The following is a 26,413-nucleotide window of genomic DNA, read 5'->3' as shown; positions in this document are numbered from 1 at the left end:
GACAATAATACGAGGGTTTATCATATTTACAAAACATGAGTAATACTCACATTTGGAGCAACGCCATGAACACCAACCAAAACGGGTCACCTATTCTGGTTTTAGGCGCGACCGGTAAAACTGGCAGCCGCGTAGCAGCACGGTTACAACAGCTGGAGATACCCGTACGCGCAGCGCATCGTCGTGCAGCCATTCCTTTCGACTGGCAAAATAGCACCACCTGGCACACGGCCTTACAAGGCGTCAAAAAGCTGTACCTCAGTTTCCAACCCGATCTCGCCGTGCCGGGCGCCATCGATACCCTGGAGCACTTTTGCCAACAGGCAGTAAATCGTGGCGTGCAAAAAATTGTGCTGCTCAGTGGCCGGGGTGAAGACGAGGCTCGCCAAGCGGAGGACGTGGTTAAAAACAGCGGTGCAGATTGGACGGTGTTGCGTGCCAGTTGGTTTATGCAAAATTTCAGCGAGAGTTTTATCCTCGACGATCTGCTAAATGGCCAGGTTTACTTGCCGCCGGGTGAGATCCCCGAACCTTTTATTGATGCAGAAGATATTGCCGACGCTGCGGTCACGGCCCTCACCCAGCCTGGCCACAGCAATACGTTGTATGAACTGAGCGGTCCGCGTTTGATGACCTTTGCGCAAGCGGTTGGCGAAATCGCCCTTGCCAGCGGACGCGAGATCCACTACCAGCAGGTGCCTGTCGCCGATTACGTCGGCTACCTGCGGGAAGCGCAACTACCGGCGGAAATGATCGCACTGTTGGAATATCTATTTAGCACCGTACTGGACGGGCGCAACGCTTCAGTGACCGACGGCATTCAGCGCAGTCTGGGGCGTGCGCCGCGTGATTTTAGCGCCTACATCGCCGACACGGCTGCCAGCGGCGTTTGGCAACCGCGTTAACATTCATCACCCAGGCAGCCGCAGGGGGCGAATATATTCGCCCCGATTAATTCATGCGCCCCCCCAATCCGGTATAACTGCAAATATATCGCGGGTATTCCATCGATATGCGATGATAACGAAATATCGTTTAAATCAGCGACAATTAAACCCTGCAAATATAGCGGTTATATTTAAATAAAAATACCAAATGAATTATTCCTGCCTTTAATCCGCTTTTTTTAATTACAAAAGTAGTTTTTAACAATATTGCAAACAATAATATCCCCTCAGTAACCAGAGTTGAACAACCTGTCCCCAGACAGCCTGTAATAATCCACTTTTCGTTAAAAAAAACGATTAACAAAAAGACATTATCACTGCGACTCGGCTTTGCCGGGCGGGTTAGTTTTACTTATTTCCAGGGTAGCTCCCGATAAATTCTTTCACCTGCAATGAGTAGAATTTACACACAAGAGATTTAATTTAATGAGAAAATTACTCGTCCTGATTTTCTGTCTGAACCTGTTTGGCGTTACGCAACAGGCCGCAGCAGAAGAGAATAAGACCGTTGATGTGGTACTGATCGGTGGCGGCATCATGAGCGCCACGCTGGGGACTTACCTGCATGAGCTGGAACCAAACTGGTCCATCGACATGTACGAACGCATGAACGGTGTGGCAGAAGAAAGCTCCAACGGTTGGAATAACGCCGGGACAGGCCATTCAGCCTTCGCTGAAATGAACTACACCCCAGAGAAAAAAGACGGCACCATTGATATCAGCAAAGCCGTGGTGGTAAACGAGTCTTTTGAAATCTCTCGTCAATTCTGGTCTTATCAGGTGAAAAATAATGTCCTGAAAGATCCAAAATCTTTTATTAACAGCGTGCCACATATGAGCTTTGTTTGGGGTGACGATAACGTCAACTTCCTGCGCAAACGCTATGCAGCGCTGCAACACAGCACCCTGTTCCGTGGTATGGAGTACTCAGAAGACGCCAACCAAATTAAACAGTGGGCCCCACTGGTGATGGACGGTCGCGATCCGAAGCAAAAAATTGCTGCGACCCGTATGCCGCTGGGCACCGACGTGAACTTTGGCGTGATCACCCATCAACTGGTGGATACGCTGACCAAAAATCCAAACTTCAAGCTGAACCTGAGCCATGAAGTCCGCGACATTAAGCGCAACGCCGACAACACCTGGCGCGTGACCGTGGCCGATCTGAACCGTGACGGTAAAGAAACCACTGTGAATGCCAAGTTCGTGTTTATCGGCGCAGGCGGCGCGTCCCTGACCCTTCTGCAAAAAACCGGCATTCCTGAAGCAGACGGCTATGGTGCTTTCCCGGTCGGCGGTCAGTTCCTGGTGACCACTAACCCGGACATCGCTAACCAACACCTGGCCAAGGTTTATGGCCTGGCCAGCGTAGGTTCACCACCGATGTCGGTTCCACACCTGGATACCCGCATGCTGGATGGCAAGCGTGTCTTGCTGTTTGGCCCGTTCGCTACGTTCTCCGGCAAGTTCCTGAAAAACGGTTCGCTGTTCGATCTGCTGCATTCCCTGAGCACGTCCAACCTGATGCCGATGACCCACGTCGGGCTGGATAACTTCGACCTGGTGAAATACCTGGTTGGTCAGTTGATGATGAACGACGACGACCGTTTCGCAGCGCTGAAAGAGTACTTCCCTGAAGCCAAACAGGCCGACTGGAAACTGTGGACTGCCGGCCAACGTGTGCAGATCATCAAGAAAGATGATGAAAAAGGCGGCTTGCTGCAGTTCGGTACCGAAGTGGTCAGTTCTGAGGACGGCAGCATTGCCGCTCTGTTGGGCGCATCACCGGGTGCTTCCACCGCTGCACCAATCATGTTGCACATGATGGAAAAAGTCTTCAAAGACAAAGTGGCGACGCCAGAATGGCAGAGCAAACTGAAAGAAATTATCCCGTCTTACGGCCACAAGCTGAATGGGGATATTGAAATGACGAACAAGATCCGCGGCTACACCAGCAGCGTGTTGCAGTTGGACTATATCGAAGTGAAGCCGGAAACAAACTGATACCCGTTTCCCCCTTCTCTCAAGGCCGCCTCGTGCGGCCTTTTTTATTTCCCGCCACAGCAAGAGCACTTTTCGCTACCTTTTACACCCCAGTTAACACTTGCGTAACCCGGTTACGCAGCCTATTATCAAAGAACTAACTTGGATAATTACCATTACCTACTGTGACCTGAATGTCGTACCCGCGGGAGAACTTAAACAATGGATCGCGTTAATATCATTCATGATTTGCTGGACTGGATTGAAACTCATCTTGATCAGCCACTGCTGTTAGACAACGTGGCGGCCAAGTCAGGCTACTCCAAGTGGCACTTACAAAGGATGTTCCGCACCACCACCGGGCATGCGCTGGGCAGCTATATCCGCGAGCGGCGTCTGTCGCAGGCCGCGCAGGCGCTGCGTTCAAGCCCTCGCCCCATTCTCGACATCGCCCTGCAATATCATTTCGATTCCCAGCCTTCTTTTTCACGCGCGTTTAAAAAACAGTTTGGCAAAACACCGGCGGTGTATCGCCGCACTACCCGCTGGGATGTCGCAGAGATGTCTCCACAGCCCATAGAACCCCTGAACGGGCATCGCCATGAGTCACCGGGCGTACATCTGTGGTATGCGGGGAAATGTCTGGAAGGTAAATGTGGCAACTGGATGGGGCAATAAGGCACCCACAGAATAGCAAAATGCCGCCCCTTTTAAGCACCGTGCTGGTGTTTTAAAAGGGGCGGCATTTTTACTGCATGCTATTACTTGAAGGTGACGTCTACGTTAGCTGTCGCGTTGAATACCCCTGGAGTCGGCGTATTCGTCAGCCATTTCAGGTTAGCGATAAAGGTTTCAGACACTTCGTTCTGCTTATCCTGTAATACACCACCAAAGTCTACGTTGGTCTGTAATGGGATCGGCTTCTTATTAGTATCACGCTGCTGGGTCAAGAAGATGGCTACACCTGGTTTGGTTGTAGGCAAAATCTGCGTGTTATTTGAAGGATCCGAATTGTTGCTGCTAAAACTCGCCTGTAATGATTGCCCTGCACACTCACCGCCCGACAACGTCGCTTTGATATCAAACGGGACCTGCTTAGCAACCGTCCCCGTTTTTGCGCTGGTGGTGCTCAACACACCAAAATCAACGCTGGCGCCATTATTCGCCAGCACGCTGATCTGCGGGTTACACTGAATCACGCGGATCTTGTCCAGCCCTTTTATATAGGCGTTAAAGTTGCTGTCTTTGGTGGCATTCAGACCGAGCACACCATCAATCTGGAACAACGAAGCACGTCCCAATGCCGGGAAATTGCCCGCTGGCGGTTTCACCCCGGTGGCTTTGATGTAGACCGAATAGGTGGCAGTGACCGCTTGAGGGTCAGCCTTCCTTCTGTTGCTACCCGGTTTGGTACCCGGACCTAAATTCGGCCCCGTCGGGCTATTGGAACTCTGCTTGAGGTTAATCGAATCATAATCAACACCGTTGATCGACACGCCGATAGACAGTGATTTGTCCAGAGCACCGAACGAGTTCTGCGGGTTCCAATAGATATAGGCGTTCTCCCCCCTCGGATAATTATCGGTATCCCAGCAAGTAAAGGTGGAGGTAAAGTTCTGCGAACGCCATATCAAATTACCCGCAACAAAGTCGCTGGCGGCCAGCACGATAGGCCGTCCAACGTCGATATCCTGGGTTACGGTGCCGGTTGGGTTGGCCGAACTGGTCGAGTTACCGAAGCGGCACTGCATTGCCGCCGCCTGCTGTGCCGCCATCAACCCCGTCAGCGCCACTAGTGACAAAAGTGTTTTACGTCCAAATGTATTAAATTTCATGGTGCACCTTAGAGTTTTTGGCATTGCAGGGTCAGTTCCTGATATCCCATACCCGCTTGTTGGTTACCCACGCTGGCCGGGATTGGCAGTACGCACTGCTGATCGGCTTTCGGGCCCCATTTAATCGTCAGTTTTTCACCCGGTTTTACACCGGAAACATAGGTGTCGCCATTGAGGCCCACAGTGCCGCTGTTGCGACCATCTTCGTTGAACACGCTGGCGCCAATCGCGGGGAAGTTATCGTTCCCGAGGCGGGCATGAATCAACAGGCTGACACCTTTGAAGGTATCGAAGGTGACTTTCACCACTGATTTTTCTGTCGGAACCACTTGCTTACTGGCTATAGGTACATCCAGCCCTGGCCCGAAGTCCTCGGTACGCAAAGCAACATAGTTGTAGCGATACGGGTTAGCCGATGGCACCACTGCATAACCAAAGCGGTCGATCGTCACACCCGGTTGGTTTTCCAGGCGCACACCTTTAGCGTCTTTGGCTTCCACCAGCAAAATTGTGTTCTGCAACGGCTGCGTTAAGGTGGCACCACCCGAGTGCACCAACAGGCCACCGGACAGGCCAAGCCCAGCCTGGCGGTAGTTATTGCTATACGCGTAACTACCGTCGATGTTACCGATGCTGCTGCTGTAACCCACATTCAGGTTGCTGTTCTGGCCCGAAGACTGCGTATGCCCAGTAGACACCGAGTAGTTCATACGACGATCGTCCAGCATGGTTCCACTGATACCGGTGGAATAGCTGTCCCCACTCTGTTTACTGTGTGCTGCACTGAAGTTGGCAGTGGTCGAATTATTGTTCTGACCCCAATCCAGCGGTACCGAAACGGTGAAGTTTACGCTGCGATCGGAATAACCATATTGGCCACGGGTATCTTGCAGATAAACACCGTAGGAAATACGCTTGTAACCATCGTTATAGCCCACCTGAATGGTACGATCGTTACCGGAAACGCCCCAATAGTTCTGATGGCTAACGTTGGCATATAAATTGGCACCTGCCCACAATTGCTGGCTGAGCGACAATTCAACGCGTTCGCGTTTGTTACCATAGCGAGCGGTGTAACGCGTACGCTTCTGGTTATTGCTCCAGGATGGCTGGCCCGGCTGCAAATCATTCGGATCCCAGTAATCATTCGCGTAAACACCATTGCGCCAGCGATTACGCTCTTCGACTGCGTCGCTGAGATCGTAATAGCCCGAAGTAGCATAGCGATAGCCCGCCAGTTGGAAGTTGGTTCCCATCTGGTTAAGCGATTTGGAATACAGGAAACGGAAGCTCTGGCCTTGTTTACGATCGCCATTAGCCAGTTCAGTATCTGAAATAGAACCGTCAACCGACACTGCCCCCCATGACCCCAGGCTTTTACCTACACCCAAAGCCGCGGAGCGATAGTGCTCAGCCATAACCACCCCACCAAAAGGCGTCAGGCCATAGTTCATGCCACGCGCCAGCGTACCCTGGATCAGATTAGGCTGATAACCGCCATTGCCATTGTGATATTTACCGGCTGTCAGTTGGAAGTTCCAAATGCCTTCACGCAGCATATTTGCCACGGATGAATAGGCTACGCTGAAGGTTTTATGGGAACCATCGGCTTCATTAACGGTGACAATCAGGTCGCCGTTGTTGGTATGTGGGTAAACATCATGGATCTCAAAAGGACCCGGCGCCACGTTAGTGCTGTAAATAATGTAACCGTTCTGGCGGATCTCTACCCGGGCATTGGTTGCCGCGATGCCACGAACCACAGGTGCATAGCCGCGCAAGCTGTCAGGCAGCATGTCGTCTACGCTGGAAAGCTGAACACCACGGAACTGGAAACTGTTAAATACGTTGTTGTTGGTACTGGCCTGACCCATGATCAAACGGCTACGCCATGGCGCAATGTCAGTTTCCGCCCAAGATGAGAGGTTAGTCCAGTTTGCACTGCTGCCGCTTTGCTTATCCAGCGTGGAGTTATTGCGCAAGCGCCATCTTCCCACGTTGAGGCCACTGTTCAGCGACAGGAAAGTATATTCGCTGTCATCTGCATCATCGCGACGATAACTGTTCTTGTTGTAATTGAAGGTATAGTTGGCGAACAGGGCGTTAATGCCTTCATCGTACATGCTTGATGGGATTGCACCTACAGCGCTCAAATCCATCATGGTCTGTGGTACAGAAATATTAATTTGCTGCACTGCTGCGTCATAGCTGACAGCGGCGTCTTTAATCACAGCAGGTAAATCAACACAGCTGCCTGCCGGCAGGGTTTCCGGCAGTTTAATACCGTAATTCAACAGATCTTCAACTTTAAGGCAAGGCTGAGATGCAGCCTGCCCTTTTACCTGACGAAAAGTAACATCTTTATGATCGACCTGGGTCAAGTTGACGTAGATATCAAATGGATAGACGCCAGGTTGCAACGCATCACCCTGAGCCACGGCTTCGGCGTTACTCAAGTTTTCATTGCCGTGTACAAACGACATGTTAAATTCTGCCAGCGCTGCTTCACTCCATAAAATCGGCGCGGCGGCGGCAATGATTGCAATCCGGATCAACTGTGTCAGCCGTGTCGTTCCGCATGCTACTTTTCGTTGATGTGCCATTCCCTGTCTCTCTTATTGTACTGGAACGTCCTTGACTTCCGTTCTACCGCCAAAATCATTGATATAACTGAACGAAATTTTGTTACTCGCGCTGACGCCTGCTGGGATGTTGATCGCAAGGCGCTCGCCTGGATTCACCATGTTGGCATCGACATCTACGGTCTTACCCGCGCTATTTTTCAAATGCAGCGCCCCAAAGGTAATATGCAGAGGGCCATCGTTAATCACCTGCAAACGTGAACCTTCACGCTGCCAGCGTAATTTTTGCACTTGCTCGTCCAGCGTCGTTTTCAACGCCACCGGTCGATAAAAAAGTTTAATTCGGGTACGCACTGCAACCTGAAGCACATTCTCCTGCTTCGGTGCGGGTGGTATTTCCTGCACGTTAATCCACAGCAGAGTTTCTTTATCTTGTGGAAGACCAGTACCGGAATAAATAAAGCGTAAAATAGCGGTCTTTGTCGCATCCAATTTCAGGATCGGTGGAACCACTACAATCGGCAGATTTTTCGGCACCTGATTTCTGTCACCGGTATCCAACCAGGTTTGCACCATATAAGCTTCAGCAGCATCATTATGAATCGGCAGCGAGGCTGATTTATCTGAGCCTTTATAGATTACCCGGGTGGCATCTACCTGGATCCCGGCGTAGCTGCTAAAAGTGCCCAGCATCAGCAGAGCAGCAAAGAACTTTTTCATCGGTTTCCTCTACGGGCCATCCTTGGCCGTTTGTGTCCTAAAAGATCAATTATTTGTATTCGATGGTGAACGGGCTGGTGGCATTTGCCAGACCAGCGGTCACACCAGCGAATGAACGGTAGCGAGCCTGCAGGTTGAAGGTCGCGGTACCGGCAGCATCAACGCTCACTTTAGCTACGTCGTCTTTGATGTTGCTACCATCGCCGATAGCGAAAGGTTTGCCGTTGTTGTCGGTAATTTCGATACCAACACCGGTAGCTGCTGTGCCAGTGCCGCCAACGTTGCTTACAGACAGCAGGTCAGGGTTGCCAGCAACGGTGTTGCCATCAAAACGCAGGCTGTAGTCGCCAGCATCACATTTTTCCAGAGAGATCTGGAAAGCTTTAGATGCAGACTTATCGCCAACATTTTGGAATGCAGAAGTAGGATAAGTACCCAAATAAACTTCTTTATTTTGAGTATCGCTAGTTACCTGGCAAGTAGACTGTTTGATTTCACCGGTGAATTTAACAGTGCCATTCGCAGCCATTGCGTTAGAAGCAGTTACGGACAATACCAGCGCAGCCAAAGGCAATAATACTTTTTTCATTTCCAGCTCCATAGAAAAACAATAAAATAATCGATTCAGTGACAGACGAATATATTAATCCCCGGCACTGAGCATACACTCAGCGATAGCACTCCTTGCTTAAAAGGAGTGTTGCCTCGATGAACCCATTGCCGGACGAAATATAGACCAACGGCATTCTTATTGTTAAATCGTTTAAAACATTCATAACCCCCCTCTTGATAGGAATAAACTATCAACAAATACCTATCGATCGATGTTGACGATTCAATCGAATAGGAATAATCTGTGTTTTGGAAAGCCATGCAGTCGGACATTTTGTCTTAAGACCTAATTATCAGTACATTATTCCGTATATTTACATTTTGTTACCTTTTGAGCACTTTAGAATTCGCGACAAAAAGCCCCTTTGATGGTCTGTAAGCGGCATTGCACATCTTGGCTGCTTTAAATAAGACATTTACCCATAAACAGCCAAATTTCATTAAATTATGCTTTAAAAAACAAACAGTTACACATCAATCAAGGGATTGAGGAATGCGCGGTTCTTTTAGAGAGAAAAATAACGGAATTAATTATGTTTTCCAGCCTATGTTCGCAAAATCGGGACAATTGCTGGCCGTTGAGTGTCTATCAAGATTCACTTTTAATAGTGAATATGCCCATTTCTCTCCTGAACAGTTCTTTCGTACAGCTGATAGCGCCACGCGAATTGAGATTTTGTTGGATCAGGTCAGTCTGATAGAAAAATATAACCACTGGTTTCGTGAAAACCAGGTTATCGCAACACTAAATGTAGACGACCATTCTCTTCGTTCTCTGGCCAATAGCCATTTTGCAGAAAGAATTAGCGCCACCCGATGTATTCATTTCGAAATCAGTGAAAACTCGACTCGGTTAGTAAAAGACCGTGTTCATGGCGATCCCTCACTGAAGAGCTATTCATTTTGGCTCGATGATTTTGGTTCAGGCTATGCGGGGTTTTCCGCGTTGTATAACAGCCAGTTCCGCTTCGTTAAACTCGACCGTTTTTTATTATGGGACTTTATGAAGAAGTCCGGTGGCGAGGGTTTAATGCGCGCTTTATTGCGCTTTTTTTACCTTAATCATTACAAGGTAATTATCGAAGGAGTAGAAACTCCCGAACATAAAAAATGGCTGGACGAAATGCCATATTACGCACTGCAGGGAAAGCTGTGGAAGGAATCCGACATCAAGGATTTGAACTCGCTTCTTACAGCTGAATACTTTTAACTCATTATGGGTGTTCTCCATTATGTCTAAAAACAATGTCCTTGTTATTAGTGAGTGTAAGTACAGCTATGTCGGCCTTTCGGTGTTACTGAAAAAACATTACGGCAAGTACGATATCAGGCTGTTTTCAGATTTTATGCATGGTGGCGCTAAGGCGGAGAAAATAATTAAGCACGATATCGCGCTGATCTTCACCTCACAAAATCTGGAACAAAGCGTCAACGTCATCGAAAGCCTTGTATCTCTCCATCAGCAATACAATTCTAAAACGCGGCTGCTGGTTTTTTATGATGATGAGCGCGTAGTAAAGCTGTTGTCGATCCTGGGGATTTCCGTTGAATTGGTCTCTACGCGTATTCCACTTTATTCGCTGCAGGAAAAAATACAAAACCTGTTGGAAAGCAAAGAGCCTGGCGGGATAAAAATGCAGAAAACCCGGGAACTTAGCCCGGCAGAAAGTGACGTCATCTTCAATTTACTGCGCGGTGACAGCCTACTGCATATTGCCCAAAAGCGCGGTACTCACCCCAAAACGATTTTTTCGCAGAAATACAGCGCGATGAAAAAGCTGCGGTTACGTAGCATGAGCACGATTTTTGTCGCCAACAAGTGATTGCCAGGCCGCCCCCCGGCGGCCTGAGTAACGCCCCTCGTTAAATTTATGTAACAACGAACGACAAAGCAGCAACAGCCACATAACACTCCTGCCTATTGGTTACGATTCACTCACGGGATTATCCCGAGAGTCATGTCGTCTGGATTAAAAAAACATCAGGAGATGTTATGAAGTCATCGTTATTCAGCCGTTATACCTGCTTTGTCTTAAGCCTCTTGCTGACGCTGGCGTCATTGACGCTATTGCCCCACCAGCCCTGGTTTTGGCTGCCGGTAATCATTTTTGGCGCACTGAGTGTACTGGGGGTTTACGACCTCACCCAGCAACGCCATGCCATCTGCCGTAACTACCCCATCATCGGCCGTTTACGCTTTTTCTTCGAATTTATCCGTCCGGAAATACGCCAGTACCTGTTGGAAGAAGATAACGCGCAGATCCCGTTCTCACGCACCCAGCGCACGCTGGTCTACCGTCGTGCCAAAAATGAGATGGGCGACAAACCCTTTGGGACCCAGTTAGACGTTTATCAAACCGGCTACGAATGTATTGGCCACTCCATGCGGCCGGTTGCCGTATCCGATCCAACCAGTTTCCGTGTCGCAATAGGCGGCCCGGATTGCAGCCAGCCTTACTCCGCCTCAATTTTTAATATCTCGGCCATGAGTTTCGGCGCACTGTCGGCCAACGCGATTCGTGCGCTCAATCTGGGGGCGGCAAAAGGAAATTTCTATCATGACACCGGCGAAGGCAGTATCAGCCGCTATCACCGTGAAAACGGTGGCGATCTGGTGTGGGAGCTGGGCAGTGGCTATTTCGGCTGCCGCACCGCAGACGGCCATTTTGATCCGCAGCGCTTTGCCGAGCAGGCTAAAACCCCACAGGTGAAAATGATTGAAATCAAACTGAGCCAAGGGGCGAAACCCGGTCATGGCGGTATTCTGCCGGCTAAAAAAGTGGATGCGGAAATTGCGGCAACGCGTGGGGTACCTGAAGGGGTGGACTGCATTTCGCCAGCCTCACACAGCGCCTTCACCACGCCCGTGGAAATGATGCATTTCATTCAGCAGTTACGTGAATTGTCTGGGGGCAAACCCGTGGGCTTTAAACTGTGCATCGGTCACCCGTGGGAATTTGTCGCCATCGCCAAAGCAATGCTGCAAACCCAAATATTGCCGGACTTTATCGTGGTGGATGGCAAAGAAGGCGGGACCGGCGCTGCGCCGCTCGAGTTATCCAACTACATGGGGATGCCGTTACGCGAGGGGTTATTGTTCGTGCACAATACCCTGGTAGGCTGCGGATTACGTGACCACATCAAGATTGGTGCCAGCGGTAAAATCATCAGCGCCTTTGATATCGCCAGCGTATTGGTATTAGGTGCCGATTGGGTGAATTCAGCACGCGGCTTTATGTTCGCTGTCGGCTGTATTCAATCTCAGAGTTGCCACACCAACCATTGTCCAACCGGCGTTGCTACCCAAGATCCACTGCGGCAGAAAGCCTTGGTGGTGCCCAACAAAGCAGAGCGCGTTTATCATTTCCACCAGAATACCGTGAAAGCACTGGCAGAAATGCTGGCCGCTGCTGGGGTCAGTCGACCGGAAGAGCTCACTTCTCATCATATGCTACGCCGCATTACCTCAACTGAAATCAAGGTTTATGCCGACATCTATTATTACCTGGAACCCGGTGCACTGCTGCAGAAAGAAATAGAAAGTGATTTCTATGCGCGCATGTGGCGCATGGCGACGCCAAACAGTTTCGATCAGGCGATCGCCCTGCCGGCTTAAGCCGATTTAGACGTCGCAGTTTCAAGGTGCAGCGAGAAGAATGACAGAGATGAAGTGCCCCCCGCCTCGGGGAAGAACTTTGGAGAGGGGGTTGCTTGCTACAGCAGCCCTTCCCTTCAGCGGCGAGAGGACATGTTGGGTTACAGTTTGCGTGCCGGAGCATCGCCAGCCACGTAATACTCGGCAGTACTTCGTGGCAGCGGCGTACGCTGGCGGATACGATCGGCAATTTTCTCAGCAATCATGATGGTGGTGGCATTCAGGTTGCCGGTAATGATCAGCGGCATAATTGACGCATCAACAACCCGCAGGCCTTCCATACCGTGCACCCGCCCTTGCCCATCCACCACCGCCATCTCGTCCTCACCCATTTTACAGGAGCAGGAAGGATGGAAAGCGGTCTCAGCATGCTCGCGTACAAAGGCGTCCAACTGTTCGTCGGTCTGGACTTCCGGGCCTGGGCTGATTTCACGGCCACGGTATTCATCCAGTGCCGGCTGCGCCATGATTTCGCGCGTGATGCGAATAGCGTCTCGGAATTCCTGCCAGTCCTGCTCTGTCGCCATATAGTTAAACAAGATGCTCGGATGCTGGCGCGGATCTTTTGATTTCACCTGCACACGGCCACGGCTTGGAGAACGCATAGAACCCACATGCGCCTGGAAACCGTGCTCTTTCACCGCGTTGCTGCCGTTGTAGTTAATCGCTACCGGCAAGAAATGGTACTGAATGTTTGGCCAGGCAAACTCTTCGCGGCTGCGGATAAAGCCACCCGCTTCAAATTGGTTGCTGGCGCCAATGCCGGTGCCGTTAAACAGCCATTCCGCGCCAATTTTCGGTTGGTTAAACCACTGTAGCGCCGGGTACAACGACACCGGTTTTTTGCAGGCGTATTGCAGGTACATTTCCAGATGATCCTGCAAGTTCTCACCCACGCCGGGCAGATCGTGCACCAGATCAATGTCCAGACGGTTCAGTAATGACGCAGGACCAACGCCGGAACGCTGTAAAATCTGCGGCGAAGCTATTGCACCTGCGCACAGCAGAACTTCTCGACGCGCGCGCGCGCGGGTGAGAGAGTTGCTCTCGCCCTGTAAATAATCAACGCCCACGGCACGCTTGCCTTCGAAACGAATGCGGTCGGTCAACGCGTGGGTCACAATCTTCAGATTCGGACGGGAGCGCGCCTGATCCAGATAGCCCCGGGCGGTACTGGCACGACGCCCTTTCGGCGTGACGGTGCGGTCCATCGGCCCAAAACCTTCTTGCTGAAAACCGTTCAGATCGTCGGTACGTGGATAACCCGCCTGGACACCGGCTTCCACCATCGCGTGGAACAACGCGTTGTTACCGGCTTTCGGTGTCGTGACACTCACCGGGCCATCGCCGCCGTGAAAATCATTGGGTCCAATATCGCGTGTTTCCGCCTTGCGGAAATAGGGCAAGCAGTCTAAATAAGTCCAGTCTTCCAGACCCGGTGCCTTCGCCCAATTATCAAAATCCATGGCGTTGCCGCGGATGTAGCACATGCCGTTAATCAGTGACGAACCACCCAACCCCTTGCCACGGCCACACTCCATGCGGCGATTGTTCATGTGTGGCTCAGGGTCAGTTTCATACGCCCAGTTGTAGCGACGGCCTTGCAGCGGGAATGCCAGCGCGGCCGGCATCTGGGTACGAAAATCCATCCGATAATCCGGACCACCGGCTTCCAACAGCAGCACACTGACGTCGGCGTCTTCGGTTAAACGGGTGGCTAATACGTTACCGGCCGAGCCGGCACCGATGATGATGTAATCGAATTCCATCGATATCTCCTTATACCCTTCGTCTTTCAAGCCACAGCGTTGTTGGCTGCATGCGCTCCCCCCAGTCACTTACTTAAGTAAGCTCCTGGGGACTCTCGCACTTGCCGCCTAGCTGTGACTTGAAATCCATTGGGTATATATTTTTATGATTAATAGCTTAGGGATTCCCAGACAAGCATTTAATCGATGATGGGATACTTAAAATATGGAGGTATACTCGCCAAGCTCTACCTGAATGGACTTGATCTGGGTGTAGTGCTCCAGCGTTGTCAGGCCATTTTCACGGCCGACGCCAGATTGCTTATAACCGCCGACGGGCATTTCAGCCGCCGATTCGCCCCAGGTGTTAATCCAGCAAATTCCGGCTTCCAACTGGTGGATTACCCGGTGGGCGCGGGTCAGATCATTCGTCACAAGACCTGCTGCCAAGCCGAAAGTCGTGTCATTGGCGCGGCGCACCACTTCTTCTTCGCTGTGATAGCTAAGAATGCTCATTACCGGCCCGAAGATCTCTTCACGCACGATGTCCATTTCGTCACTGCAGTCGGTAAATACCGTCGGCGCCACATAAGCCCCTTTGGCGAAATCACCGTCAGTCACACGCTCACCGCCACACAACAGGCGTGCGCCGCTGTTCTTGCCGCTTTCTATATAACGCAGCACGGATTCCATATGCGCGAAACTGACCAATGGGCCAAAGTTGGTTTGTGGATCAGTTGGGTCACCCAGACGAATGCGTTTTACGCGCTCGAGGATTTTGGCTTCAAACTGTACCTGCAGCGCTGCCGGCACAAATACGCGCGTACCGTTGGTGCAGACCTGACCGGAACTGTAGAAGTTGGCCATCATGGCGATATCAGCCGCACGGTCCAGATCGGCATCATCAAAGATGATCAGCGGTGATTTGCCCCCCAGTTCCATAGTGACTTCTTTCAACGTTGAACTTGACGCGTTGGCCATCACTTTTTTACCGGTTTTCACCCCACCGGTGAACGACACCTTAGCGATACCCGGGTGATCGGTCAGGTACTGGCCGACGTCTGCGCCGCTGCCGGTGAGCACGTTGAATACACCGTCAGGTAAACCGGCTTCAGTGTAGATCTCCGCCAGTTTCAACGCCGTCAGCGAGGTCACTTCACTCGGTTTGAAGATCATCGCATTGCCTGCCGCCAGGGCTGGCGCAGACTTCCACAAGGCGATCTGGATCGGGTAGTTCCATGCGCCGATACCGGCAACCACGCCCAGCGGTTCACGACGGGTATACACAAAAGCGCTCTCGCGCAGCGGGATCTGCTGGCCTTCGATCGCCGGGATCAGCCCCGCGTAATACTCCAACACGTCGGCGCCGGTGACGATATCCACCGCCGTGGTTTCTGACATGGCCTTGCCGGTATCCAAGGTTTCCAGCGCGGCCAGCTCGTCGTTGCGTTCGCGCAGAATGTCCACCGCACGGCGCAAGATACGAGAACGAGCCATCGCCGTCATCGCCGCCCATACCTTCTGTCCGCTGGCTGCACTGGCCACCGCACGGTTGACGTCTTCAACGCTGGCGGACTGGATCTCGGCAAGCACTTCACCATTCGCCGGGTTCACCGCGTTGAAAGTTTTTCCATCGGTACTGTCTACATAGGCACCATTAATATAGAGCTTCTGTAAGCCAAAACGGGACATAGGTTCTCCTTAGGTTGTCCTCAAGGTGGCGTGTGCCCCCTGAGTTGGAACGTAATGTAATCGGTCGTGAGTGCGATCGCCTGTGTCTGATTGAACGCAGCCCCACGCAATGCGCTGCGTAGCCACAGGCCGTCGATCAACGCCGCCAGCCCTTTCGCTGCCAATCGTGCCTCTGCCTTCGGCAATACACGGCTAAATTCAGCACACAGGTTGGAATACAGACGGCGGCCGTTTACCTGTTGCAGCCGGTTAAGTTGCGGCTGGTGCAGGCTGCTCGCCCAAAAGGCCAACCAGGTTTTCATCGCCGCACTGTTGATTTGGCTGTCGTCAAAATTACCGGCGACGATTGCCTGCAACCGTGACGCCGGAGCGTGATCGCTCAACGCCTGCAACCGCAGCTTTACCGCCTCACCCAAATGGCGAATCAAATAACGCATGGTGGCCTCCAGCAGGCCATTCTTATCCTTGAAATAATGGCTGATGATGCCGTTGGAAACCCCGGCCCGCCGCGCTATTTGCGCGATGGTAGCGTCATGCATTCCCACTTCGTTTACCGCGGCCAGCGTGGCATCTATCAACTGCTGCCTTCTGATTGGCTGCATTCCTACCTTTGGCATAATTCGACTCTCACAAAACCGACTTCGGCCTCATCTCAGCGGCGAAATTTCACGCTATTTTCACCTGCCGAACGTGGTCTTCATGCCAACCATTAAACTTTTTTTTGATTGAACGTTCAATAAAAATTGAATATATTTTATTACCGCTTGGTTACAAAAATGTACTTTTCGGTTGTGGAACTGGCTGATTTTTGTGAGGTATTTAACGAATCTGACCAAAATCAGTGTCTGTAAGCGGTTCCCAGCACGGAACGATTTTCTGTTCCGTTAGCAAGCAAAGCGGCAATCTTTGGCAAGCAAAATAGCGATTGCCGCAGCTTTTATCCGCACTGTTTCCCGGACGGCACCTGCGTGTTGTTCAGGCTGGTGTGTGGGCACGATTTTACTCAGTTGTTAAAAAAACAGAGGAAGACGATGACAACACGCGAAACCTCCTCAAAACCACAACAGGATGGGCTTAACCCTGTGGTTTTCTTTACCTCGGCAGGGCTGATACTGGCCTTCTCACTGATGACCATCTTTTTTACCGATTTCTCCGGGCGATGGATCACCCGCACCCTGAATTGGGTGTCAACCACCTTCGGCTGGTACTACTTGCTGGCCGCCACCTTGTACATCGTATTTGTGGTGTTTATTGCGGCATCGCGCTTCGGTTCGATCAAGCTTGGGCCAGAACAGTCGAAACCCGAATTCAGCCTGATGAGCTGGGCGGCGATGCTGTTCGCCGCAGGCATCGGCATCGACCTGATGTTCTTCTCCGTTGCCGAACCTGTGACGCAATATATGATGCCACCGGAGGGCCAGGGCCAGACAATGGAAGCCGCCCGCCAGGCCATGGTGTGGACGCTGTTCCACTACGGACTGACCGGTTGGTCGATGTACGCGCTGATGGGCATCGCGCTCGGTTACTTCAGTTACCGCTATAACCTGCCGTTGACCATCCGTTCGGCGCTCTACCCGATTTTCGGCAAACGCATCAACGGACCGATCGGCCACAGTGTAGACATTGCGGCCGTGCTGGGTACCATCTTCGGTATCGCCACAACGCTTGGCATTGGCGTAGTACAGCTGAACTACGGGTTGAAGGTCCTGTTCCACGTGCCGGAAAACCTGACGGTACAGGGTGCATTGATCCTGCTGTCGGTGATCATGGCCACCATCTCGGTAACCTCTGGCGTCAATAAAGGCATCCGTATTTTGTCCGAACTCAATGTGCTGTTGGCGTTGGGGCTGATCCTGTTTGTGTTGTTCTTCGGTGATACTGAGTTCCTGCTCAATGCCCTGGTGCTCAATGTCGGCGACTACATCAACCGCTTTATGGGGATGACGCTCAACAGCTTCGCCTTCGATCGGCCTGTAGAATGGATGAACAACTGGACGCTGTTCTTCTGGGCCTGGTGGGTTGCCTGGGCGCCGTTTGTCGGCTTGTTCCTGGCACGAATCTCTCGCGGACGCACCATCCGCCAGTTTGTGCTCGGTACGTTGATTATTCCTTTCGTGTTTACCCTGCTCTGGCTGTCGATCTTCGGAAACAGCGCGCTTTACCAGATTATTCATGGCAACGCGGCGTTCGCGCAGGAAGTGATGCAGTACCCTGAACGCGGCTTCTACAGCCTGCTGGCACAGTATCCGGGCTTTACCTTCAGCGCTTCCGTCGCAACCATTACCGGTTTGCTGTTCTACGTCACCTCGGCAGACTCCGGTTCACTGGTTCTGGGCAATTTCACCTCGCGTCTGAGCGACATCAACAGCGATGCGCCCAACTGGCTGCGTATTTTCTGGTCTATAACGATTGGCCTGCTGACCATCGGCATGCTGATGACCGACGGCGTACCTGCACTGCAAAAAACCACGGTGATCATGGGCCTGCCGTTCAGCTTTGTGATCTTCTTCGTGATGGCCGGGCTGTATAAATCGCTGCGGGTAGAGGATTACCGCAAAGCCAGCGCGCTGAACACCTCCGCACCGATGCCGGTATCCAGCAACGACGTGCTGAACTGGAAGCAGCGACTGTCGCGGGTGATGAATTACCCTGGCACTCAATACACGCAGAAAATGCTGGATACCCGCTGCCGACCGGCGATGCAAGAAGTGGCGCGTGAACTGGAACTGCGCGGTGCCAAAGTGGAATTCAGTGAGGTGCCACCAGCCGAAGATGAGCGCTTGAGCCATCTGGAACTGCTGGTGCATCTGGGAGATGAACAAAACTTTATCTATCAGATCTGGCCACAGCGTTACTCCGTGCCGGGCTTTACCTATCGCGCCCGCTCCGGCAAGTCGCATTATTACCGGTTGGAAACCTTCCTGATGGAAGGTACCCAAGGTAACGACCTGATGGATTACAGTAAAGAGCAGGTGATCGGCGATATCCTCGATCAGTACGAGAAACACCTGAACTTCGTGCACATCCACCGCGAGGCTCCGGGCAATACCCTGACCTTCCCGGATATGTGATCCGTTCAAAACGGCCAAAGGGCGCAGTTTTTTAAGCTGCGCCCTTTTTTACGATATCTCGCCAGGCAAATCGGATTTTAGCAACAGTATCGAACCCGCCAACAGCACCAGATCCTTTAGCAGAAAGCCGGTGGCACCGCCCATCGCCGGAAACCCACCGGCCGAGGCTTCCCAAGCGCCCGGCGTAGAGAAGATCAGCGTTAGGGTGGTCAGGTAGGTCAGCGTCGATCCCGCGGCCCCCAACAATCCCAAACGTCGTGACCAGAAACCCGCCAACAGCAAGAGGCCAAAGCTCCACTCGGCGACCCCCAATACATAACTGGCACCGCGAATGCCAAACACATCGTGCATCCAGGCCAACAGTGGGCTGTTGCCAATCAGTGGCACCAGCCCCTGCGCTTCATAGTCAAACCACTTGGCATAGCCGAAGGCGGCGAAGATCACCACCAACGCCAACCGCATAAAGGCCACATCCCAGTTTGAGCGCCTAAAGCGCTGCAGCCATATTGCCTGCATCATCGTTCCTCCCTTATTCTGCCCGCAGCCGAGCTAAAACAACCGGCTGTCCGGCTGCGGGGCACGGCGGTTTACTGCCCCATCGCGTCTTTTTTCATTTCATCTTTTTTCATGCCGTCTTTGGCCATGCTGTCTTTTTTCATACTGTCTTTCTTCATGCCGTCATGTTTCATCGCATCCTTACTCATGGAATCTTTTTTCATGCAGTCCTTGCCCATGCAGTCTTTCTTCATACTGTCTTTGGCCATCCCGTCATGGGACATTGCACTCATACTGTCCTTTTTCATTGCGTCTTTGCTCATGCTGTCTGCAGCATTTGCACCTGCAACACCCAACATCAATGCGCTACACATCATCATTGCGAATAACTTTTTCATGGTATTTCCTTCTCTCATTTAAAAAGCACGTGTCGTGCAGGGGGAGTGTTCAGGGCAGCCGTTAGCTGCCGCCAAACCAGTTGTAACCTTGATCTTCCCAGTAACCACCAGGGAAACGATTGGTGACTTCAATCACCTGAATATGTTTCGGATTCTTGTAGCCGAGTTTGGTCGGCATACGCAGCTTCATCGGGTAGCCATATTTACGCGGCAGGATCTGGCCGTCGTAGGTCAGCGCCATAATGGTTTGTGGATGCAGCGCCGTGGCCATATCAATGCTGGTGTAATAGTCGTCGGCACATTTGAAGCTGACATATTTGGCGCTCAAGTCTGCACCGATCGCCTGGAGAAATTGCGAGAACGGCACCCCACCCCACTTGCCGATGGCGCTCCAGCCTTCAACGCAGATATGGCGCGTTACCTGGCTGATTTGCGTCATGCTGTGCAATTGCGGCAGTGTCCAGGGCTGTTTATTCAGCACCAGGCCGCTGACCTCAAGCCGGTAGTCGTCACCCTTGATATCCGGTGCCTCCTCCTCGGCGTAAAACGCGTTGAACGGAAACGGACGGGTGATCATCGACTCAGCATATACCGGGGCCAAATGGTCGGCGTTGAACAACCAGCCTTGTACCCGATCGTTAAACCGCGAGATACGATTCAACGCCTGTTCCACATGCGTGTTATCACTGATGTCACAGCCGGTGAGCATCGCAATACCGCCCAGTGTCAATCCGTTGCGCAGGAAGCGCCGGCGTGAGGAAGACGCCAGTTGGCGCGCCAGTAACTGCTGCGCTTCTCTGACAATCTCCCGCCCTTCACTCAGGCTAATGGGGTTTTTATCCGATTTCATCGGGTTCTCCTTAACGTCCACGCAACATGGCCAACAGCGTGCGTGGCACTAACGCCACCATCACCAAATGCACCAGAACAAAACCCACCAGCGCCGACATGGCATAAAAGTGGATATAGCGTGCCGCGTCATAGCCACCGAGCAACTCACGCAGCAGCGGAAATTGCACCGACTTCCACAACACCAGGCCAGAGAGCACCATCACCACACCGGCAACCATCACGAACAGATAAGCCGCGCGTTGCACCATGTTGTAGTGCCGTAAATCGCTGTGCCCGAGCTTGCCCCTCAACGCGGCAAACAGATCGCTCAGCAAGGCTTTGGGGCTCAGCGGCCAAAATTTGCGTTTCAGGCGGCCACTGAACAGATTTATCAGCAGATAACACAAGCCATTAATCCCAAACAGCCACATGCCGGCAAAGTGCCACTGCAACGCGCCCCCCAACCAACCGCCCAGCGTCAGCTCGTTCATAAAGCTGAAGTTAAATAAGGGTGAAGCGTTGTAGATGCGCCAGCCGCTGGTCACCATGATCAGCATCGCCAACGCATTCAGCCAGTGTGTCAAACGCAGCCACAGCGGATGGATCAACTCGGTTTTATCCGGCGTAATGGACATGGCCATGGTGTCTCTCCAGACGGCGTGATTTCGATGGGCTGAGTATCCAACTGATTTGTTCCCCAAGACCTCACGCAAAGTTAAATAAAATGTGATAACTCCGACTACGGGGGTTGTGTAGACTTCAATAAGGTCTGGCAATCAGCGGTGAGAAGAATGGAAAAGCCAAAGAAAATTTTAATCGTCGAGGATGACGGTAATATCGCGGAGCTGCTGCAATTACATCTGCGTGACGAGGGTTATGACATCAGCCACGCCGCCGATGGTAACGTCGGTATGGCGATGCTGGAACAGGGCGGCTGGGATGCGCTAATCCTCGATCTGATGCTGCCAGGAATTGATGGGCTGGAGATTTGCCGCCGTGCACGCAACATGACGCGTTACACCCCGATCATCATCACCAGCGCGCGATCAAGCGAAGTACACCGCGTACTCGGGTTGGAACTGGGTGCTGACGACTACCTCGCCAAACCCTTTTCAATGTTGGAGCTGGTGGCCAGGGTCAAAGCGCTGTTTCGCCGCCAGGAAGCGATGAGTCGCAACTTGAAGATGGACGCCGGTACCCTGAGTTTTGACGGGTTAATCATCGATCCGATTGCGCGTGAGGTGCATTTGAATCAACAGGCGATCGATCTGACCCCACGTGAATTTGACCTGTTGTATTTTTTTGCCAAACACCCTGGAAAGGTCTTTTCCCGCCTCAGCCTGCTCAATCAGGTGTGGGGCTATCAGCATGAAGGCTATGAGCACACCGTAAATACGCATATCAACCGGCTGCGCATCAAGATCGAATCTAACCCGGCGGAACCCGAGCGCATCCTCACCGTGTGGGGTATGGGCTATAAATTCGCGGCAGCGCCGCAAGAGTGAACCATGAAAAATCTTACGCTAACGCAACGTCTGACCTTGATTTTCGCGCTGCTGATGGTGGTCAGCTGTGCTATTTCCGGCTGGATGCAGGTACGTAGCAGCACCCAGTACAGCCAGGCCGTGATCCAACGATTGTCCGGTAATCTGGCGCAGCACATTGCCGACAGTAACCCACTGCTTGGGCAAAATGGGCTAAATGCAGATTCGGTGCATGGCTTGTTCAATCAACTGATGGCAGTAAACCCCAGCGTTGAGGTCTACCTGCTCGACAAACAGGGCGACATCATTGGTAACGCAGCGCCGGCGGGCCATCTGAAACGGCAGAAAGTGGATTTACTGCCGATACAGGCGCTACTCAATGGCGCCAACATGCCGGTTTACGGCGATGACCCACGTAACCCTGATGCCAAAAAAGTCTTCAGCGCCGCGCCATTGAAGGTCAATGGTCAGATTGAAGGCTATTTATATGTGGTGCTGCTCGGCGAAGATTACGACGCCCTGGCCAGCAATGCGTCGTTTAACTCGGCGGTGACCATGGCGCTGTGGTCATCAGGCCTGATGGTGCTATTTAGCCTGGTGGCTGGCGGTTGCGCTTTCTATTGGGTGACTCGGCCTATCCGCCGTCTTACCCGCCAGGTCAGTGAACTTGATAGCGGCGGGATTGCCGCGGTACAAGCCTATGCTGCACTGCCCGTTGACAGCGACGGGCGTGATGAGGTCAGCCGATTACAACAGGCATTTAATCGCATGTCGCGGCGTATCGCCGAGCAGTGGCAGTCGCTTTCGCAACAGGATCAACAGCGCCGCGAGTTTATCGCTAATATTTCACACGACCTGCGTACCCCGCTAACCTCATTGCACGGCTATCTGGAGACACTGTCGGTAAAATCCGCCAGCCTGAGTGAAAACGATCGCCAGCGTTATCTGGAGATCGCCTTGGCACAAAGCCGCAAAGTGGGCCGGCTTGCACAGGAACTGTTTGAGCTGGCACGGCTGGAATATGGCGTGGTAAAACCGCAGAAAGAACCCTTCTCTCTGAGTGAGCTAGTACAGGACGTATTCCAGAAGTTCGAGTTGGCGGCCGAGGCTCGCCAACAAAGACTACTGGCGGATATCACCCCCGGTATTCCGTTGGTGTTTGCCGATGTCAGCATGATTGAGCGGGTACTGACCAATCTTTTGGATAACGCCATTCGTCATACCCCCCAAGGCGGCGAGATCGAGGTGCGTTTGTGGCAACAGGCAGGCAAAGTCCTGGTGCAGGTCAATGACAGCGGCCCGGGTATCCCACAAGAATTACGCGCCGACTTGTTTATGCGCCCTTCCATTCTGAGCAGCGCCCGTCGGCATGCCAGTGGCCTGGGATTGATGATCGTTCGACGTATTTTGCTACTGCACGACAGCGATATCCAACTGGTCGATCGACCACAAACCGGAGCCTGTTTCCGTTTTTCTATCCCGTTGCGCTAGCCCTTTATTGTCAGTTAAGGCAGCTTTTATCGACGCTGATAAATTTGTCGTTGTAGATAATAAATTTCTGCCCTTTCAGCCGAATACCGGCATGGGTCAGCGTATCACCGGGGCGCAGGTATTCGGTGATGCCTTCTTCATCTGTGCTGTCACAGCCGGGTTTAAGCAGAAATTTAAAGTAGGTGTTACCGGTATTCGTCAGCGTCCCGCGCTGCAAATCAAGCCGATAGGCGAAGTTAGTTTGGCGTGGACGCACCACCAGAATGGTGTCCATCACCACTATCGGCTCCAGATTGGCCCCGTTGGTCTGGCGCGCCGCCGGGTCGATAGAACGCGTCGGAATTTCGCGGAATGACACCCGGTAATAACGCTCGCGGTTATCCTGTGGGCCACGATAGAAGAACTTGTAATACTCACCCTGCCCCGCCTGCAGTTGGAGCTGACGGGGCGCAAACAGCAGCTCTCCGTCTGCCGGGCGGCTGCGGGCTTCATTTTCGCCCGGTCGGTCGATAGCACGCAGGATCACCTGATAAATACGTGCACTGCGATTATTGTTCAACACCCGTTTGGCGGTGAACGATTGGTCTTGATCCATGGTGAACGTCAAAGTACCGACATTCATCGCCGCCACGCTAAGTGGCAGGTACAGCAGCCAAAACAGCCAGAGTCTCACGATGCCGCCCCTAGTTAATGTTGCGCCAAGTGGCTTCAACATGGATCTCCCCAGCTGCGCTGACGTCACCGTACCAACCATTACCGGCAATCGTCTTAAGCGAAATCGGGTTATTCATCGGGATACTGAATTTCACCCGGGTTTTGTTTAACACCCCGACCTCGCCGGAAATGTCATTCCAGGGTGTACTGCTCCATAGCGCATTGGTCATGTCATGCCACTGTCCATCGCAACCAGCGTCATAGTGTTGCTGGCTGTTGGTGCTGGTGGTTATGCTGAGCGTCGCAGGGAACGGCACCTGGGTTTGGCTATCCGCCGAGGAAAACACGCAGTAACTTATCCCATTAATGACCTGCGTCGGGCCGGTAGCCATCACGCTGACCCGATCGGCCGCCGTCTTCCCGCTGGTCGTAACGATATACCCGAACTCCAGCGGCGGCTCTGCCGGGCCAACGTAACCTTCTCGATAGGGCCGATTGTCGAAGTCGTCAGCGATGATGCTAATGCTGAAATCACGGGGCTTGATGATGAGCTGATTAGACGTGGAAAACTCATACCAACCGGATTCCGGCGAGGTGGTATTTTGGAAACGGAAATTAATCAATTCGCGGGTGCCGCTGTCGGAAATACCCAGTTTCACCATCTGTTTAAAGAAATTACTGCCGAAAAAGACGTAAATCGCGTTGCTGCTCTTGAGCTCGTTAAAGGTGTAGTAGCTGCCAGTGCCTGAGGTGTTTTTCCAGTTGTTGCCGTTCAGGCTGAACTGCAAGTCAGCCGCGTTAACTGCCGACGTCAGCGCGGCATTGTTGATCGCCGGAAACACATGAATGGAGGTATTACTGACGCTGCCGTCGGTTTGCAGATCGTAACTGACCATTTTGCACATGATGCCGGAACGCGCACCTATCGTCTGGTTTTTGCAGTCGGCATTCCCCTCGCCAATGATCGGCACGCCGTCGCTGTTAACAAACACTTCCGACACCGCGTTGGTGTTGATAAACCGCAGATGGGCGGCCTTGCTGTGGGTCACAGTGCGCTTGTACCAGTTGCCCCTGGCTTGATTCTGGCAACGCTCCCCGTTACTGGCATCGTAAACATCGGGAGACTGGCAGCTATTGATCTGCATACTAAACGCATCACCTGCGGCCAGTTGCTTCAAGTATTGATAGAAGCTCGGGGACATCATGCCGTGCATCCATTTTGCTCCCCCCGCCGTCACCACCGCACCATAAAACCCCTTTTCATCGGTAGTTTGCGGCAAAATCAGGCTGGTATCCATGTTGCAGCCGGCATACCAGTTAATGCAGCGTAACCCGAGAAACGGATTCTTGATCGGCGCATCTTCCAGCCACATGTCAAAGCGGTAATTCGTCGACAGCCCCGTGTTGTAGCCGTTATCCACATAACCCAGGCTTTGCTGATAGATGGTGCCGGATCCGCCGTATTTTAGCCCGGTCCATTTATTGGCACCGGTCATGCGCGGATCCAATGCCCCTGCGGGCGTGACAAAGAAGTTATCGTCTGCATTGTTTTCGACGAAAACATATTTCACCGTCGCGGCATTCGGCCAGTTGGTGACGGTAACCGCAGCGCGCAACGGCAAAACAACCCACAGCATGAGCAGCAGCGCAATATTAGCCTTCATTAATCATGTCTCCTGCCTGTGTGTTGCCGGCATAGGTTTTCAGCCCGGTGCAGACCACATCACCGACCCACACGGCACCCTGCGCTTTACTCAGATCCAAATCCACTTCACAGCTCTGGTTGCCGCTGTGGGTAAAGTCGATGACCGGGAATTTCTTGTCGACATCCATGATGAATTCACCTTTCTCGTCCGTACGGGTGCGGCCGATATGGTTTTTGATATAGGCATTGGCCAGCAGCGTGCCGTCTTCAGCCTTAATGCGGCCGAACACCGTGACCATCTGTTTAATTTCCGCCGAGATCACCGCTACGTTGCCCGGATATAACGTCAGCTTGCTCTTGCGCTTGGTGACGATATCAAAGCTTTCCGCCGAGTTTTTGTTATTCATCAGTTCGACGTCGTACTGGCCATACGGCGATAAGGGGACATAGTTCTTGTTGCCGGTCAGCTTCACCGTCCGCCCATCTACCCGGGGGTGATGCTGCCAACTTACTGATTTAGTGTATGATGGTGTTTTTGAGGTGCTCCAGTGGCTTCTGTTTCTATCAGCT

22 protein-coding genes and 1 pseudogene are annotated in these 26,413 nt (G+C 52.3%); 9 read left to right on the top strand and 14 right to left on the bottom strand.

Annotated features, from left to right (window positions below; all coding sequences use genetic code 11):
• Window positions 1-65: 65 nt before the first annotated feature.
• The 3 genes from AC2FCQ_RS21835 to AC2FCQ_RS21825 all read left to right on the top strand — a co-directional run bounded on the left by AC2FCQ_RS21835 (window position 66) and on the right by AC2FCQ_RS21825 (window position 3,608).
• A complete protein-coding gene (locus AC2FCQ_RS21835) occupies window positions 66-905 on the top strand; it encodes an NmrA family NAD(P)-binding protein (protein ID WP_209632400.1) in 840 nt (279 codons plus the stop codon).
• A gap of 468 nt (window positions 906-1,373) precedes the next feature.
• Window positions 1,374-2,951 (top strand): malate dehydrogenase (quinone), encoded by a 1,578-nt coding sequence (gene mqo, locus AC2FCQ_RS21830; RefSeq protein WP_209632399.1) that lies wholly within the window; start codon window positions 1,374-1,376, stop codon window positions 2,949-2,951.
• Between the two features lie 201 nt (window positions 2,952-3,152).
• Complete coding sequence (locus AC2FCQ_RS21825) at window positions 3,153-3,608, top strand: helix-turn-helix domain-containing protein (protein WP_490308994.1); 456 nt, start codon at window positions 3,153-3,155, stop codon at window positions 3,606-3,608.
• An 83-nt stretch (window positions 3,609-3,691) separates the two neighbouring features.
• Here AC2FCQ_RS21825 and AC2FCQ_RS21820 read toward each other — a convergent pair whose 3' ends face one another.
• Genes AC2FCQ_RS21820 through AC2FCQ_RS21805 form a run of 4 tightly spaced genes read right to left on the bottom strand, consistent with a single transcriptional unit; the run spans window position 3,692 to window position 8,656 of the window.
• Window positions 3,692-4,765 carry a fimbrial protein gene (locus AC2FCQ_RS21820; protein ID WP_209632397.1) on the bottom strand — a complete coding sequence of 358 codons (1,074 nt, stop codon included), beginning with the start codon at window positions 4,763-4,765 and terminating at the stop codon, window positions 3,692-3,694.
• Between the two features lie 8 nt (window positions 4,766-4,773).
• Complete coding sequence (locus tag AC2FCQ_RS21815; protein WP_209632396.1) at window positions 4,774-7,368, bottom strand: fimbria/pilus outer membrane usher protein; 2,595 nt, start codon at window positions 7,366-7,368, stop codon at window positions 4,774-4,776.
• 12 nt (window positions 7,369-7,380) lie between these two features.
• Window positions 7,381-8,067, bottom strand: a complete 687-nt coding sequence (locus AC2FCQ_RS21810) for a fimbrial biogenesis chaperone (protein ID WP_209632395.1) — start codon at window positions 8,065-8,067, stop codon at window positions 7,381-7,383.
• 49 nt (window positions 8,068-8,116) lie between these two features.
• Window positions 8,117-8,656: a fimbrial protein gene (locus tag AC2FCQ_RS21805; protein WP_209632394.1), complete on the bottom strand. Its 540-nt coding sequence runs from the start codon at window positions 8,654-8,656 to the stop codon at window positions 8,117-8,119.
• A gap of 516 nt (window positions 8,657-9,172) precedes the next feature.
• On the opposite strand from AC2FCQ_RS21805, the gene AC2FCQ_RS21800 reads away from it, so the two are divergent.
• The 3 genes from AC2FCQ_RS21800 (at window position 9,173) to AC2FCQ_RS21790 (ending at window position 12,295) form a co-directional block, all read left to right on the top strand.
• Window positions 9,173-9,889 carry an EAL domain-containing protein gene (locus AC2FCQ_RS21800; RefSeq protein WP_404760029.1) on the top strand — a complete coding sequence of 239 codons (717 nt, stop codon included), beginning with the start codon at window positions 9,173-9,175 and terminating at the stop codon, window positions 9,887-9,889.
• A gap of 22 nt (window positions 9,890-9,911) precedes the next feature.
• On the top strand, window positions 9,912-10,502 hold the full coding sequence (locus tag AC2FCQ_RS21795; protein WP_209632392.1) for a LuxR family transcriptional regulator: 591 nt from the start codon (window positions 9,912-9,914) through the stop codon (window positions 10,500-10,502).
• A gap of 170 nt (window positions 10,503-10,672) precedes the next feature.
• Window positions 10,673-12,295 (top strand): FMN-binding glutamate synthase family protein, encoded by a 1,623-nt coding sequence (locus AC2FCQ_RS21790; protein WP_490308995.1) that lies wholly within the window; start codon window positions 10,673-10,675, stop codon window positions 12,293-12,295.
• A gap of 140 nt (window positions 12,296-12,435) precedes the next feature.
• Here AC2FCQ_RS21790 and betA read toward each other — a convergent pair whose 3' ends face one another.
• The 3 genes from betA to betI form a co-directional block, all read right to left on the bottom strand.
• Entirely contained in the window at window positions 12,436-14,103 is a 1,668-nt protein-coding gene (betA, locus tag AC2FCQ_RS21785; protein WP_404760031.1) for a choline dehydrogenase, read from the bottom strand.
• 198 nt (window positions 14,104-14,301) lie between these two features.
• Window positions 14,302-15,774, bottom strand: coding sequence for a betaine-aldehyde dehydrogenase (gene betB / locus AC2FCQ_RS21780; protein ID WP_490308996.1), 1,473 nt, complete (start codon window positions 15,772-15,774; stop codon window positions 14,302-14,304).
• A 20-nt stretch (window positions 15,775-15,794) separates the two neighbouring features.
• Window positions 15,795-16,391 (bottom strand): transcriptional regulator BetI, encoded by a 597-nt coding sequence (betI, locus tag AC2FCQ_RS21775; protein WP_209632388.1) that lies wholly within the window; start codon window positions 16,389-16,391, stop codon window positions 15,795-15,797.
• A gap of 414 nt (window positions 16,392-16,805) precedes the next feature.
• Between betI and AC2FCQ_RS21770 the strand changes: the two genes are divergently transcribed.
• Window positions 16,806-18,845, top strand: a complete 2,040-nt coding sequence (locus AC2FCQ_RS21770; RefSeq protein ID WP_404760033.1) for a choline transporter — start codon at window positions 16,806-16,808, stop codon at window positions 18,843-18,845.
• Window positions 18,846-18,893: 48 nt separating this feature from the next.
• On the opposite strand, the gene AC2FCQ_RS21765 is transcribed toward AC2FCQ_RS21770, so the two are convergent.
• The 4 genes from AC2FCQ_RS21765 to AC2FCQ_RS21750 form a co-directional block, all read right to left on the bottom strand.
• Window positions 18,894-19,364, bottom strand: coding sequence for a YkgB family protein (locus AC2FCQ_RS21765; RefSeq protein WP_490308997.1), 471 nt, complete (start codon window positions 19,362-19,364; stop codon window positions 18,894-18,896).
• Window positions 19,365-19,432: 68 nt separating this feature from the next.
• Window positions 19,433-19,738 carry a pentapeptide MXKDX repeat protein gene (locus AC2FCQ_RS21760; RefSeq protein WP_209632385.1) on the bottom strand — a complete coding sequence of 102 codons (306 nt, stop codon included), beginning with the start codon at window positions 19,736-19,738 and terminating at the stop codon, window positions 19,433-19,435.
• Between the two features lie 61 nt (window positions 19,739-19,799).
• Window positions 19,800-20,588, bottom strand: a complete 789-nt coding sequence (locus AC2FCQ_RS21755; protein ID WP_265556355.1) for a molybdopterin-dependent oxidoreductase — start codon at window positions 20,586-20,588, stop codon at window positions 19,800-19,802.
• Between the two features lie 10 nt (window positions 20,589-20,598).
• Window positions 20,599-21,210: a cytochrome b/b6 domain-containing protein gene (locus AC2FCQ_RS21750; RefSeq protein ID WP_265556354.1), complete on the bottom strand. Its 612-nt coding sequence runs from the start codon at window positions 21,208-21,210 to the stop codon at window positions 20,599-20,601.
• Between the two features lie 150 nt (window positions 21,211-21,360).
• Between AC2FCQ_RS21750 and AC2FCQ_RS21745 the strand changes: the two genes are divergently transcribed.
• Window positions 21,361-22,074 (top strand): response regulator transcription factor, encoded by a 714-nt coding sequence (locus tag AC2FCQ_RS21745; RefSeq protein ID WP_265556353.1) that lies wholly within the window; start codon window positions 21,361-21,363, stop codon window positions 22,072-22,074.
• 3 nt (window positions 22,075-22,077) lie between these two features.
• Window positions 22,078-23,544: a sensor histidine kinase gene (locus AC2FCQ_RS21740; RefSeq protein WP_490308998.1), complete on the top strand. Its 1,467-nt coding sequence runs from the start codon at window positions 22,078-22,080 to the stop codon at window positions 23,542-23,544.
• A gap of 10 nt (window positions 23,545-23,554) precedes the next feature.
• On the opposite strand, the gene AC2FCQ_RS21735 is transcribed toward AC2FCQ_RS21740, so the two are convergent.
• The 3 genes and pseudogenes from AC2FCQ_RS21735 to AC2FCQ_RS21725 form a co-directional block, all read right to left on the bottom strand.
• The gene (locus tag AC2FCQ_RS21735) at window positions 23,555-24,217 is read right to left on the bottom strand and encodes a fimbria/pilus periplasmic chaperone (RefSeq protein ID WP_490308999.1); all 663 of its coding nucleotides are present in this window, start codon (window positions 24,215-24,217) and stop codon (window positions 23,555-23,557) included.
• A gap of 10 nt (window positions 24,218-24,227) precedes the next feature.
• Window positions 24,228-25,862, bottom strand: coding sequence for a fimbrial adhesin EcpD (ecpD, locus tag AC2FCQ_RS21730; protein ID WP_209632379.1), 1,635 nt, complete (start codon window positions 25,860-25,862; stop codon window positions 24,228-24,230).
• A pseudogene (locus tag AC2FCQ_RS21725) lies at window positions 25,852-26,334 on the bottom strand (CS1-pili formation C-terminal domain-containing protein); the annotation flags it as partial. The gene ecpD and the pseudogene AC2FCQ_RS21725, both read right to left, overlap by 11 nt.
• Window positions 26,335-26,413 lie beyond the last annotated feature (79 nt).

The sequence above is a fragment of the Serratia sp. CoH_134_PS_4 genome (assembly GCF_058190535.1).
This window is presented reverse-complemented; position numbering and strand designations above follow the sequence as displayed.